The sequence below is a fragment of the Curtobacterium sp. PhB172 genome (assembly GCF_003752545.1).
In the GTDB taxonomy this organism is placed as follows: domain Bacteria; phylum Actinomycetota; class Actinomycetes; order Actinomycetales; family Microbacteriaceae; genus Curtobacterium.
Genome location: NZ_RKIF01000012.1, coordinates 137,483 through 150,033, shown reverse-complemented (window position 1 = coordinate 150,033; position 12,551 = coordinate 137,483). Strand labels below are relative to the sequence as shown.

Annotated in this window: 8 protein-coding genes; 6 read left to right on the top strand and 2 right to left on the bottom strand. The window is 71.2% G+C overall.

All coding sequences use genetic code 11. The annotated features are described in order from the left end of the window. Positions 1 to 105 precede the first annotated feature (105 nt). The 3 genes from EDF42_RS17695 (at position 106) to EDF42_RS17685 (ending at position 1,758) form a co-directional block, all read left to right on the top strand. Positions 106 to 375, top strand: a complete 270-nt coding sequence (locus tag EDF42_RS17695; RefSeq protein WP_123338532.1) for a hypothetical protein — start codon at positions 106 to 108, stop codon at positions 373 to 375. A 48-nt stretch (positions 376 to 423) separates the two neighbouring features. Next, complete coding sequence (locus EDF42_RS17690; protein WP_123338531.1) at positions 424 to 969, top strand: hypothetical protein; 546 nt, start codon at positions 424 to 426, stop codon at positions 967 to 969. A gap of 300 nt (positions 970 to 1,269) precedes the next feature. Further along, positions 1,270 to 1,758: a hypothetical protein gene (locus tag EDF42_RS17685; RefSeq protein ID WP_111084734.1), complete on the top strand. Its 489-nt coding sequence runs from the start codon at positions 1,270 to 1,272 to the stop codon at positions 1,756 to 1,758. Positions 1,759 to 1,825: 67 nt separating this feature from the next. Here EDF42_RS17685 and EDF42_RS17680 read toward each other — a convergent pair whose 3' ends face one another. Next, the gene (locus EDF42_RS17680; RefSeq protein WP_123673725.1) at positions 1,826 to 2,656 is read right to left on the bottom strand and encodes a helix-turn-helix transcriptional regulator; all 831 of its coding nucleotides are present in this window, start codon (positions 2,654 to 2,656) and stop codon (positions 1,826 to 1,828) included. A gap of 131 nt (positions 2,657 to 2,787) precedes the next feature. Here EDF42_RS17680 and EDF42_RS17675 point away from each other — a divergent pair, with 131 nt between their 5' ends. From EDF42_RS17675 to EDF42_RS17665, 3 genes are all read left to right on the top strand, one after another. After that, entirely contained in the window at positions 2,788 to 4,074 is a 1,287-nt protein-coding gene (locus tag EDF42_RS17675; RefSeq protein WP_260235559.1) for a bifunctional glycosyltransferase family 2/GtrA family protein, read from the top strand. A 328-nt stretch (positions 4,075 to 4,402) separates the two neighbouring features. Next, positions 4,403 to 9,970, top strand: a complete 5,568-nt coding sequence (locus tag EDF42_RS17670) for a glutamate synthase-related protein (protein WP_123673721.1) — start codon at positions 4,403 to 4,405, stop codon at positions 9,968 to 9,970. Further along, the gene (locus EDF42_RS17665) at positions 9,967 to 11,757 is read left to right on the top strand and encodes a sulfite reductase subunit alpha (RefSeq protein WP_123673719.1); all 1,791 of its coding nucleotides are present in this window, start codon (positions 9,967 to 9,969) and stop codon (positions 11,755 to 11,757) included. Before EDF42_RS17670 ends, EDF42_RS17665 begins: the two co-directional genes overlap by 4 nt. A gap of 398 nt (positions 11,758 to 12,155) precedes the next feature. Here EDF42_RS17665 and EDF42_RS17660 read toward each other — a convergent pair whose 3' ends face one another. Further along, positions 12,156 to 12,551 carry an ATP-dependent DNA ligase gene (locus EDF42_RS17660; RefSeq protein WP_123673717.1) on the bottom strand — a complete coding sequence of 132 codons (396 nt, stop codon included), beginning with the start codon at positions 12,549 to 12,551 and terminating at the stop codon, positions 12,156 to 12,158.

The window sequence follows — 12,551 nt, the reverse complement described above, 5'->3', positions numbered from 1 at the left end:
CCGCCTCGCCCGCTTCGTGAGCAGAAATGGTCGCGTGCTCCGGCCCCACTCGACCATTCCTGCTCACGAAGGATGCCGATCCCGACGGCGTCGCATACTGGTCGCATGACGAAGGAGTACGGCAAGCTTCCGGGCCGCCCGGACCCGTCGGAACTCGTGGTCGAAGTGCCCGCGTTCGAAGACGACCGTCCGCAACCCGAACCTGCGCCGCCGGCGGCCGCACCCGAGCTCGTCGCAGCGACCGAGTTCGCCCGGAGTTCCCACGCACCGCCGACGATCCGCCGGACCCAGGTCCGTGCAGGGATGTGGATCGCGGGCGTGCCGATCGCGGTCCTCGCAGTCGTCGCGATCGTGCAGATCCTGCTGCCACACTGACAATGCTCGCCGACTGATATGTAGAGTGGTACGCCAGGAGAGGCGGCCATGGGTGATGGGCACGATCAGCGCCGAGCAGTCTTCGTCGACGAGTCCAAGGTCCGGGACTACCTGCTCGTCGCGGTCACGCTGCCGAGGACGCAGCTCCGCCCGGCGCGCACATCTGTCTCCGCGCTCATCCTGCGCGGACAGTCACGGCTGCACATGCGCAAGGAGAGCGACGCACGTCGCCGCCTGATCCTCGCGACTATCGCACCGATCGATCCAGAGGTGACGATCTTCCGGGCGCCGAAGGACGGCCGCACGGACATGCAGCGTCGTTCGTCGTGCATCCGGCGCCTCGTTGAGTCGATCGGGAACGGACCGACCGCCGACGTCTGCTTCGAGCTCGACGAGACCCTCGTCCGGAAGGACCGGCAGTGGATCGTCGAAGCCGTGCACGCGGGCGAAGACCCCGCCGCGTTCACACACCGACACGAGACCGCCGCGCACGAGCCACTCCTGGCGTTGCCTGATGCCCTCGGCTGGGCGTGGGCGAAGGGCGGCGATTGGAGACGGCGTTGCGGGTCAGTCGTCACGGTCGTCGACGTCTGATCCGCAGAACTCGCCGGGAAAGCGCAAGACCCGAGCGCCCAACCGTCCGGATGGGTCCCGGGTCCACTTCCCGAAGCTCAACGCAACGAGCAGATCCGACCCTACCAGCGTCGCATTTCACACGCCACCAGCAGCCCGCGCCGGAGGATGGCACACGCCCGGCGCAACCGTCCGGATCGTCAGACGATCGTCCAACGTCCGGGCTGAACGCGTGCGACCGGGCACCCGGCGACGCAGGCTGGGTCCTGTCCGAGCTGGACGACCCACACGGGTCACCACCGCAGAGATGGGAACACGATCATGAACTCGTTCAAGCGCAAGTCCGTCAAGCTCCTCGCCGGCACCGCCCTCGGTGGCGCCGTCATCGCCGGGGCGTTCGTCGCGGCACCGGCACAGGCCGCCGAACCCGCACCGAGCACCTCGGCCTCCGTCGGCGGCAACGTCAACGTGAACCTCGACCCGGTCGCGATCGTGAACGCGATCAAGGACGCGGTGAACGACCAGAGCGACCGCGGCGGCGCCGTGCAGGCCGCGCTCGACGTCGGCTACTGGAACGCCGGCAACCCCGACCGCCTCACCGTCGCGGTGGTCAACAAGAACCAGGACATCACGGTGTCCGGCGACGTCGCGGACGCGCAGTCGATCGACATCAAGGGCGGCAACTACGTCATCTACTGGTTCAAGGGCCCCGGCTCGATCACGAACAACGGTGACGGCGGCTGGCTGAACTGGGGTGCGTTCGGCAACATCGAACGCATCGACAACGTCATCCACGTGAACGGCGGCTGATCCGCCGGCGCTGATCCGCCAGCGCTGATCCGCCAGCGCTGCGCCGACGCCCCCGGGGACCACGGTCTCAGGGGGCGTCGTCGTGCGTGGCGGGACGCTCGGCGGCGGGCTCGATCGCCGGGGGCCAGGTCCGTGCTGCACCGCGGACCTCACGCCGTGCACGGATCCACCCCTTCACGAAGGCGACCGACACCAGCGCCGTCCGGTTCGGCGCCTTCCACGACTTCATCAGCCGTCCGAGGTGCCACGCGACGGCCTGGCGGCTGTAGGCCGTCTCCTTCGCGATCTCGTCGTTGGAGAGCCCCTGCGCGGCGAGCGCGAGCATCTGCTCCTCGGTCTCGTCGAGGCCGGGCGCACGGGCGACGAGGTCGATCTCCCCGGTGGTGACCGCCGCCGCGGACTCGCCCGCCGATCGCCGTCGCTGCTCGGCCCAGGCCTCGGCCCAGCACGAGCCGAGTTCGTGGGCGACGAGGGAGGCGCGGCTCATCGCGAGCATCGTCCGGCCGGCGTGGTCGAGCGTGACGGCGTGGTCGCGGGTGGCCGTGTGCATGACGAGGGCGAAGACCCGGATCGCCGGCAGGGCCCCGCGGAGCACGACCGACACGTCGACGCGGGGGTCCTCGGCGCTCGCGGCCGCCACCTCGCGCAGCTGAGCGAGGCACTCGCGGTCGACGGGTTCACCGCGCTCGACTGCCCGCAGCGCGGCGGGGAGCACGAGCGGGACGATCTCGGCGTACCGGCGTCGCAGCCAGTCGTGGCCGGCCGGTCGGATGCCGTGCAGCGGAGGCGTGAGCAGGAGCTCCTCGAACTCCGGACACCGCTCGTCGAGCGCCAGGCCGAGCCGCTCCCCCGGGAGCAGCACCGCCGATCGGTGTGCGTCGTCGCGCTCGGTCGTCATCGTCCGTCGACCGTATCCGCGCGACACCTGTCGTGTTCGACCGTGACGTGAACGGTCGCCGAACGCCGTTCTTACCGGGAGCACAGCGCACTGCCTCGGTCCGCATGTGCCCGCTGCCGAGCATGAGCGGCATGACGGAGACGAACCAGACCCTCGACATCGACATCGTCGTCCCCTGCTACAACGAGCAGGACACGCTCGCGGCCCACGTGCGACGCCTGCACACGTTCTGCCGGACGTCGTTGCACCACACCTGGCGGATCACGATCGCCGACAACGCCTCGACCGACGACACCGCGCGGATCGCCGACGACCTGGCCGCCATGCTGCCCGGCGTGCACGCGGTCCACCTGACCGAGAAGGGTCGTGGGCGGGCACTCAAGGCCGTGTGGGGTGCGTCTCCGGCGACGGTGCTCGTGTACGTCGACGAAGACCTGTCGACGGACCTCGCGGCACTCGAGCCGCTCGTGGCGCCGCTGCTCTCCGGGCACTCCGACCTGGCGATCGGCACGCGGCTGGCGGACTCGTCGCGGGTGGTGCGGGGCAGCAAGCGCGAGTTCATCTCCCGCTCGTACAACCTGCTGCTCCGGACGACGATGGGGGTGTCGTTCTCGGACGCGCAGTGCGGGTTCAAGGCGGTCACGAAACGGGCGGCCGACCAGCTGCTGCCGCTGTGCGAGGACGACGCGTGGTTCTTCGACACCGAGATGCTCGTCCTCGCCGAGCACGCGGGACTGCGCATCCACGAGGTCCCGGTGGACTGGGTCGACGACGTGAACTCGTCGGTGCAGATCGCCTCGACTGCCACCGAGGACCTCAAGGGCATGTGGCGCGTCTCGCGGGGCATCGCCAGCGGGCGGGTGCCGGTGGGTGCCGTGTACGAGACCATCGGCCGCCGTCCGTTCACGCCGCCGCACGTCGGGTTCCTCGGGCAGGTGCTGCGCTTCGGCGCCATCGGGGTGCTGTCGACCGTCGCGTTCGCGGTGCTGTACGCGCTGTTCCGTCCGGCGATCGGGGCGCAGACGGCGGACTTCCTGGCACTGCTGCTGACGGCGATCGGCAACACCGCACTGAACCGGCGCTTCACCTTCGGCCTCCGCGGGCGGGCCGGAGCGGGGCGACACCACGTGCAGGGGCTGGTCGTGTTCGGCGTCGCCTGGGCGATCACGTCGGGGTCGCTGGTCGTGCTGCGCAGCAGCGTGCCGGGAGCGTCGCACGGTGCCGAGATCCTGGTGTTGACGGCCGCCAACCTGGTCGCGACCTGCGTCCGGTTCGTGCTGTTCAAGGCGTGGGTGTTCCGCAGCGGCCGCCGTCGACCGGAGCTCATCCGCCCCGGCACGACCCCCGCCGCCGACGCCAGCACGGCGGTGACGGAGCCGATCGCCGTCGACGAACGGACCGGCGAGCGCGCGGCCTGACACCGTGCCGGGCTGGCCACTCGGTGCGGCGTCGTTCGGCCCGCGCGGCCCGTCGCACCGTGCGGTGTGGCCCATCCCGTGCGAGGTTTCACGCTCCGTGCAGCGCAACAACAGCGCACCGAGCGGGCAACCTCGCACCAGCCGGACAGGCGCGCACGGTGCGCCGCACCGCGCGGTGTTGCGTGGGCGGTATACCGCGCCGTAGCATCGCCGTACCGCACCACATCCCCACAGGGCCCGACTGCCAACACCGGTCTGCCCGCGGCGAGCGCTCCATCGATGCAGCCTGGCCGTCCGCTGCCGGCAACGCCCCACTGGACCCGCACACGTGAACCCCACATCTTTCGGTCTCTACGACCCTGCCCGCGAATCGAGCGACTGCGGCGTCGGTTTCATCACCCGACTCGACGGCACGCCCCACCACGACGTCATCCGCAAGGGTGACGAAGCGCTCTGCGCCATCCCCCACCGCGGCGGCAAGTCCGCCGAGGGTGTCGGTGACGGCGCCGGTGTGAGCATCGACCTGTCGGTGGAGTTCTTCAGCGCCATCACCGGCCAGGAGCTCCGCGCCGGACACTTCGGCGTCGCGAACTGCTTCGTGCCGAGCGGCGCAGGTGCGGCGGCGGACGCTGAGCGCGCCCGTGCGCAGCAGACCGTCACGGACGCCATCGAGCAGCAGGGCTTCGAGCTGCTCGTCGTCCGCGACGTCCCGGTGGACCACTCCGTCGCCCGGCCCGAGGCCGAGCAGTACCAGCTGCCGATCGTGCAGTGGGTCTTCCGCGCGCCCGAGCAGTGGGACCGCACCGAGGTCGACGCGGCGGCGAACCGTGCCCTGCTCACGATCGAGTCGGTGTCCTACGGCGAGGCCGCCGAGCAGCGCGCCGAGCACGCGGCGCTGTACCCGCTGTCGCTCAGCGCCCGGACCCAGATCCTGAAGGGCCGTCTGAACTCGGGCGAGGTCATCGGGTACTTCACGGACCTGCGTGACCCGCGTCACTCGGTGCGGACGCTGTACTTCCACACCCGGTTCTCGACGAACACCGAGCCGCACCCGACGATGGCGCAGCCGTTCCGGCTGATGGCGCACAACGGCGAGCTGAACACCGACCGGAAGAACCGGCTGTCGGACGAGGCGCTGGCGCGAGCCCGCACCCGCAGCATCGTCCGCCCGCCCGGGCAGTCGGACTCGAGTCGCCTCGACCAGACGCTGCAGAGCCGCGTGTTCGACGACGGACTCGAGATCGTCGAGGCCGTGGTCTCGCTCATGCCGCCGGCGTGGGAGAACGACCGCACGCTGACCGCCGACGTACGGGACATGCTCGAGTACTTCTCGCTGTACGAGGAGAAGAACGACGGCCCCGCCGCCGTGATCTTCAGCGACGGCGACGTCGTCGGCGCGCGCCTGGACCGCCTGGGGCTGCGTCCGCTGCGCACCGTGGAGACCACCGAGTACCTGATGGTCTCGTCCGAGGCCGGTCAGGTCACGTTCGACGCCGACGAGGTCGTGCACCGCGGCCGCATCGAGGCCGGCGGCATGCTCGTCGTCGACCACCGCACCGGCACCCGGATGCGCACGGACGAGGTGCTGCGCATGCTCGCGGCCCGCCGCGACTACGGCACGCTGCTCGACGCTGCCCGTGTGGACCTCGACGACCTGCCCGCTCCGGACTACGAGCGCACGACGACCACCCTGGGCTACGAGGGCGACCTGTCGCTCGCCGGCCGGTACGTGGCGTACTCGCTGAACCAGGAGAGCTTCCGGTTCATGCTCGACCCGATGCTGCAGAACGGCTCTGAGCGGATCTCGGCGATGGGCTACGGCAACGCCATCAACGCGCTGAGCGACACCGAGGGCGGCATGGCGAAGTACTTCTCGCAGCGCTTCGCCCAGGTGACGAACCCGCCGCTCGACTCGATCCGTGAAGCCGACGGCATGAGCATGCGCGTGGCGCTCGGGGCGAAGCCGGACGGCACGGGTTCGACGAGCCGACAGCTCGTCGTGCAGTCGCCGATCCTCGGCCACCTGGACATGGTGCGCCTGCGCGACCAGGACATCGTGCCGCTCGAGCGCTTCGACATGCTCTACGTGCCGGTGCTCGGCGACGAGCAGGCGAACGCGGACGCCGTGCGCGACGCCGTGGACGCCCTGTGCGACGCCGTGGAGCAGTTCGCGGGGACGTCCGGCGGCATCGCCGTGCTGACCGACCGCGAGGTGTCGTCGACCCGTGCGCCCCTGCCCGTGATCCTGGCCGTGGCCGCCGTGAACCAGCGGCTCATCGAGACCGGGCTGCGCCTGCGGGTGTCCGTCGTCGCCGAGAGCGGTCAGCTGCCGTCGTCACACCACGTGGCGACGGCCCTGGGCTTCGGCGCCTCGGCTGTGTACAGCTTGAGCGCGCGCCTGCGTGCCGAGGAGAAGTACCCCGCCGCGCCGGCCCCCGCCGGTGAGCTCACCGCGACGGACCTCGCGCTGAAGCAGTTCCGCAAGGCCGCCGAGAAGGCGCTCGCGAAGACCATGGGCCGCGTCGGCCTCTGCACCGCCGAGAGCTACATCGGTGGCGCGTTCTTCGAGCCGAACTACCTGGACACCGGCGACGACGTCCTGGCACGGGTGTTCCCGCACATGCAGGCCCCGGTGGGCGGCGTCGGCTTCGCCCGCATCGCCCAGGCGGCGACCGACTGGCACGAGCGTGCCCGCTCGGTCGCGGCCGAGGGCCAGGTCCCCCTGCTCGGCCTGTTCAAGGAGCGCTCGGACGGTGCCGGCCACTCGTTCGGCGTCGCGAGCGTCCGCGGGTTCGGCGGCATGACCGAGGAGCGTCCGTCCTTCGAGCGCTCCGGCGACTCGGACGCACTGCGCCTGCTGACGCTCGGCCAGCTCGACGACTCCTTCGGCATCACCGACGCCGCGTACCGGAACACCGGGTACGACCGGCTGAGCGACGCCGAGATCGACGCGCACCGCATCACGCCGGGCTACGTCACCTTCCTGCAGACCACACACGACGAGCGGTCCCGCCGCCCCGCAGCGCTCCGCGACGTGCTCGCGCTGCCCGCGGACGTCACCGGCATCGACACGGCCGAGGACTTCGCCCGCGAGCTGGGTCGGTTCTCGACGACCGGCAACGCCAGCGTCACGGTGCGCGGGCTGTCCGGCTCGCGTCCGGCGTCCTCCGACGGTCTTCCGGGAGGCACGGAGCAGTTCCGCCTGCAACTCGCGTCGACGGGCACCACGGGTGCACTGCGCCACCAGGCCCTGGCAGACGGCCTCGGGCTGCTGTACCCGGGCCAGGTCGACGTCGACTCCGTCGACGACACCCAGGTGACGCTCCGCGCCACCGGCGCGGCCGTCGGGCTGCTCGCCCTGCTCGAGAGCGCGCCCGACAGCGTCGAGCTCGACGAGGTCCAGCCGGCGCACGAGATCACCCGGACCCTGGCATCCGGCGCGATGAGCCACGGCGCCCTCGTCGCCACCGCGCACGAAGCGGTGGCGCACGGCACGAACATGGTCGGCGGCATGTCGAACAGCGGTGAGGGCGGCGAGCACCACTCCCGCTACGGCACCATCCGCGGCTCGCGGATCAAGCAGTTCGCCTCGGGGCGCTTCGGCATCTGGGCGGGCTACCTCGCCGACCCCATGCTCGAGGAACTCGAGATCAAGATCGGTCAGGGCGCGAAGCCCGGCGAGGGCGGTCAGCTGCCCGCGCCGAAGGTCACGGTGGACATCGCCGCGGCCCGTGGTGGCACGCCCGGCGTCGAGCTCATCTCGCCGCCGCCGCACCACGACACGTACTCGATCGAGGACCTGGCGCAGCTCATCCACGACTGCAAGGCCGCCCGCGTCCGGGTGATCGTGAAGCTCGTGTCCTCCGAGGGCATCGGCACCATCGCGGTCGGCGTCGCCAAGGCCGGCGCGGACGTCATCAACGTCGCGGGCAACACCGGTGGTACCGGCGCCGCGGCCGTCACGAGCCTGAAGTACGCGGGACGTTCGGCGGAGATCGGCGTCGCCGAGGTCCACCAGGCCCTCGTCGCGAACGGCCTGCGCTCCAAGGTCACGCTCCGGTGCTCGGGCGCGCACCAGACCGGGTCCGACGTCGTGACGAGCGCCCTGCTCGGCGGCGACAGCTTCGAGTTCGGCACGACCGCGCTCATGATGCTCGGCTGCGTCATGGCGAAGAACTGCAACGTGAAGTGCCCGGCCGGCCTCACCACGAACGCCGAGGCGTTCGAGGGCGACCCGCGTGCCCTTGCGCAGTACCTGCTCAACATCGCCCACGACGTGCGGCAGATCCTCGCCCGCCTCGGCCTGCGCTCGCTGCGCGAGGCACGGGGTCGCACCGACCTGCTGCAGCTCCTCGACCACCCGGCGAGCGTCGGGCGTCTGGACGCCCGCGCCCTGCTCGCGCAGGTGCCGGAGAAGGTCGTGACGGACCCGGAGTACCTGGAGAAGGACTTCCACACCGACGACGCGCTGCTCGAGCGCATCCGCACGGCGCTGGTCGACCACGCCCAGGAGCACGTGCTCGTGCACGGGGTCCTGCTCGGCAACAGCGACAAGTCCGTCGGCGGCCAGCTCGGCATCGACGTCGAGCGCCTGCTCAACCACGAGCTCCGCGCCGAGGACGTCCGGGGGCTGCCCGCCGTGGCGACCGACGACCGCGGGCGCCGCCGGCTGGTCGACGGTGCGGTCACGATCCGCACCCAGGGCTCGGCCGGTCAGTCGTACGGCGTGTTCAACAACGACGGCATCGTGCTCGAGCACACCGGCACCGCGAACGACGGCGTCGGCAAGAGCCAGAGCGGCGGTCGGATCATCGTCCGCGCACCGGGCGGCGGCAGTGCCGACCAGGGCGGGAACGTGCTGATCGGCAACTTCGCGCTCTTCGGGGCCACCGGCGGCCGCACGTTCGTCGAGGGCGAGGCCGGAGACCGCTTCGCCGTCCGCAACTCCGGCGCCACGGCCGTGGTCGAGGGCGTCGGCGACTTCGGGTGCGAGTACATGACGGGCGGCGCCGTGTTCAACCTCGGCGCGTTCGGCAAGGGCCTCGGCAACGGCATGTCCGGCGGGTTCCTGTACCAGTACGACCCGTCCGGTCAGGTCGCCCAGCGCGCCAGCACCGACTCACTCCTCGTGTTCCCCGTCACCGACACCGAGCGCGGCGCGTTCCACGAGGCCGGCGCGCGCCTGCTGCTCGAGTGGCACCTCGAGGCGACCGGGTCGGCGCTGGCCGAGCGGCTGCTCGCCGACTGGGAGACCACCCGGCAGCACGTCTTCGTCGGCATGCCGCGCGCCCTGCTGCTCTCGCAGGACGCCGGCGAGATCCTCGCGGCGGCCACCCGCCCCGAGCTGCTCGACGAGCTCGCGTCCTCGATCGCCACGGACAAGCTCCGTGCGTTCAAGGTCGACTACCGCGACCAGCGCACCGTCCTCGACGGCCGTGCCCCGGCCCTCGGCGACCAGGGCGACGACATGTTCTCGCTGCTGTCGTCGTACACGGTGCTCGGTGTCGCCCAGGACGTCGCCCTCGAGCGCGTCCCCGGTGCGGGTCCCAACGACCCCCGCGTCACCGAAGCGGTGAAGAACCTCGTCCTGACCGAGGACTTCTCGGTGAAGCAGCGCGTCGTGAAGTACCTGCGCGGCACGCTCGACCGGTTCGCGGACGACCAGCTCGCGACGCTCATCGCGATCAAGCGGCTCGACGACTACAAGCGTGCACTCACGCAGCGGAACAACCGCAGCATGGACGCACCGGGCACCACGGGGTGGATCATGCACCAGAACGCCAAGAACGACGGCCGCGTCCGCGAGGCCCGCTTCGACGAGCTGCTCGCCACCGCGGCGCTCGAGGACATCGCCCGCCGTGCACCCCAGGCGCCGACCGAGGCGGTGTCCGCGTGAGCCTGCTCCCCCCGACCGGATCGCTGATCCCCGTCGACGCACCGTTCTCGGCCGCCCAGGAGTCCTGGCTGGCCGGGTTCATCGCCGGAATCGCCGCCGCCGGCAAGAAGGCGTCCGGCGCCGCCCCCACGACGACGATCGACGTGCTGTTCGGCACGCAGACCGGCAACGCGGAGTTCCTGGCCGACGTGCTCGTCGCCGGCGCGAAGGCCCGCGGGCTCGGTGGCCGTGCCGCTGCACTCGACGCCGTCACCCCGGAGCAGCTCGCCGAGATGACCCACGTGCTCGTCGTCACCTCGACGTACGGCGAGGGCGAGATGCCCGACAACGCCGGCCTGTTCTGGGACGCGGTCCAGGCGTCCACCGTGCCGCGGCTCGAGGGGCTGCAGTACGCCGTCCTCGGCCTCGGGGACACCAGCTACGACGAGTTCTGCCAGGCCGGCAAGCTCCTCGACACCCGCTTCGAGCAGCTCGGCGCGACCCGGGTGCACGACCGCGTGGACTGCGACGTCGACTTCGAGGACGCCGCCGCACTCTGGAGCGCCGCCGTGCTCGACCGGCTCGCAGCCGAGGCCGGCGTGACGGGCGCACCCGGCGCGACCACGGGCAGTGGTGCCGGCGACGGTGCCACCGCGACCGGCGGGGCGGGCGCGGGCCGTGCCTCCCGGCCGGGGTCGCAGTGGAACAAGCGCAACCCGTACCCGTCGCGGCTGGCCGAGAACCGGTTGCTCTCCTCGCCGCGCAGCGCGAAGGAGATCCGGCACTACGAGTTCGACCTCGGCGACTCCGGCATCGAGTACGCCGCCGGCGACGCCCTGGCGGTCGTGCCGGTCAACGACGAGGTCTTCGTCGCGGAGCTGCTCGAGCAGGTCGGCGCGAACGGCGGCGAGTCGTTCGACGGCCGACCGATCACCGAGGTCCTGCGGAGCGACCGTGAGATCCGCACGCCGTCGAAGGACCTCATCGCGGACCTCGTGCAGCGCGCCCCGGCGAGCGAACTCGCCGCGGTCGTCTCGCACGGCGACAAGCACGAACTGGACCGCTGGCTGTGGGGCCGTGACGTCCTCGACCTGCTGCGTGACGCCGGACCGGCCGCTCCCGGACTCGACGAGCTGCTGCCGAACCTGCGCCCGTTGCAGGCACGCCAGTACTCGATCTCGTCGAGCCCGCTGGCGCACCCGGACCGCATCCACCTGACCATCGCGTCCGTCCGGTACGGCGACCCGCACCGGATGTACGCCGGCGTCGCGTCGACGTTCCTGGCCGACCGGGTCGCCCCCGACCGTACGGTCGACGTCTACCTGCAGCCGAACGCGTCGTTCGGCGTGCCGGCCGACGCGTCCGCACCGATGATCATGATCGGTCCGGGCACCGGCATCGCCCCGTTCCGCGGGTTCCTGCACGAGCGGGCCGCGGCGGGTGCGACGGGGCGCAACTGGCTGTTCTTCGGCGACCAGCACCGCGACACCGACTTCGTCTACCAGGACGAGCTCACCGAGCTGCAGGAGCAGGGCGTGCTGAACCGCCTCGACCTGGCGTTCTCACGCGACCAGGCCGAGAAGGTCTACGTGCAGACGCGGATGCGCGAGCAGTCCGCCGAGCTGTTCGCCTGGCTCGAGGACGGCGGCCACGTGTACGTGTGCGGCGACGCCTCGCGGATGGCGAAGGACGTCGAGGCCGCGCTGCTCGACGTCATCCGCACCGGCCGTGGGCGGGACGAGGACGACGCGCTGTCGTACCTGGCCGACCTGCGCCGCACGAAGCGGTACGTCCGCGACGTCTACTGAGCCAGCAGCCCACGCCCGATGCGAGCAGCAGAACGCCCGGGCAGCAGAACGCCCCGGTAGCGGAACCCGAATCCGACTGCCGGGGCGTCCTGTGGAAGGGTGCCGGTCAGTGAGGCCTGACCGACGAGCCCAGTGGCGTGACGCAAGGACCCGGGTGCGATGACCCGGCTTCCTGGACGACGAGTCTCCTGATCCGGGACTCCCGTCGTGCTCGCCACTCGATCGCCGATGGTTGGTCGGCGCCGGGCGCGCACTGCGTCACGGTCATTCGGGTCCCCCTCCTGCCGCGGTTCGTTGCCGTCACCGGCTCCCTGGATGCCGGCCCGAAGGGACGACTCTGATCCGCGGTACAGAAACCGTACGACGATCACCGGATCTTCGGAACCCGTTGACGGCAATCACTCAGCCGTGCTACCGCTCGGTGTCCCCGAAGCGTCGTCGGCGTCCCCCGGTGCGACCGCCCGCGACCACGCCGAGTCGGCCGCCGTGCTCGTGTCCGTCGGCTCCGGCGTCAGGACGAGCCCCGACCCGGACGTGGCCGAGGCGTACAGGTCCTCGAGCCAGCTGCGGTTGATCGACGGCACCCGGCTACCGGAGAACTTGAAGTGCAGGCTGACGTTCGGGTTCAGCCAGATCGTGCTGCGGCCGTTGCCGTGGATGACGTCGTCCTTCCACGAGAACGCGAACCGGTGCTCGCGTCGGAGCATGTTCACGATCACGATCTGCAGGTGTGTCATGGCGCGGTCGTCGATGCGGAGGTCGAGCGGCTGGCCGTCGTAGATGAGCTGACCCAT

Excerpts from the sequence above, each read along its gene's own strand:
- EDF42_RS17695 (WP_123338532.1), top strand. The coding sequence starts at position 106 with ATGACGAAGGAGTACGGCAAGCTTCCGGGCCGCCCGGACCCGTCGGAA.
- EDF42_RS17690 (WP_123338531.1), top strand. The coding sequence starts at position 424 with ATGGGTGATGGGCACGATCAGCGCCGAGCAGTCTTCGTCGACGAGTCC.
- EDF42_RS17685 (WP_111084734.1), top strand. The coding sequence starts at position 1,270 with ATGAACTCGTTCAAGCGCAAGTCCGTCAAGCTCCTCGCCGGCACCGCC.
- EDF42_RS17680 (WP_123673725.1), bottom strand. The coding sequence starts at position 2,656 with ATGACGACCGAGCGCGACGACGCACACCGATCGGCGGTGCTGCTCCCG.
- EDF42_RS17675 (WP_260235559.1), top strand. The coding sequence starts at position 2,788 with ATGACGGAGACGAACCAGACCCTCGACATCGACATCGTCGTCCCCTGC.
- EDF42_RS17660 (WP_123673717.1), bottom strand. The coding sequence starts at position 12,551 with ATGGGTCAGCTCATCTACGACGGCCAGCCGCTCGACCTCCGCATCGAC.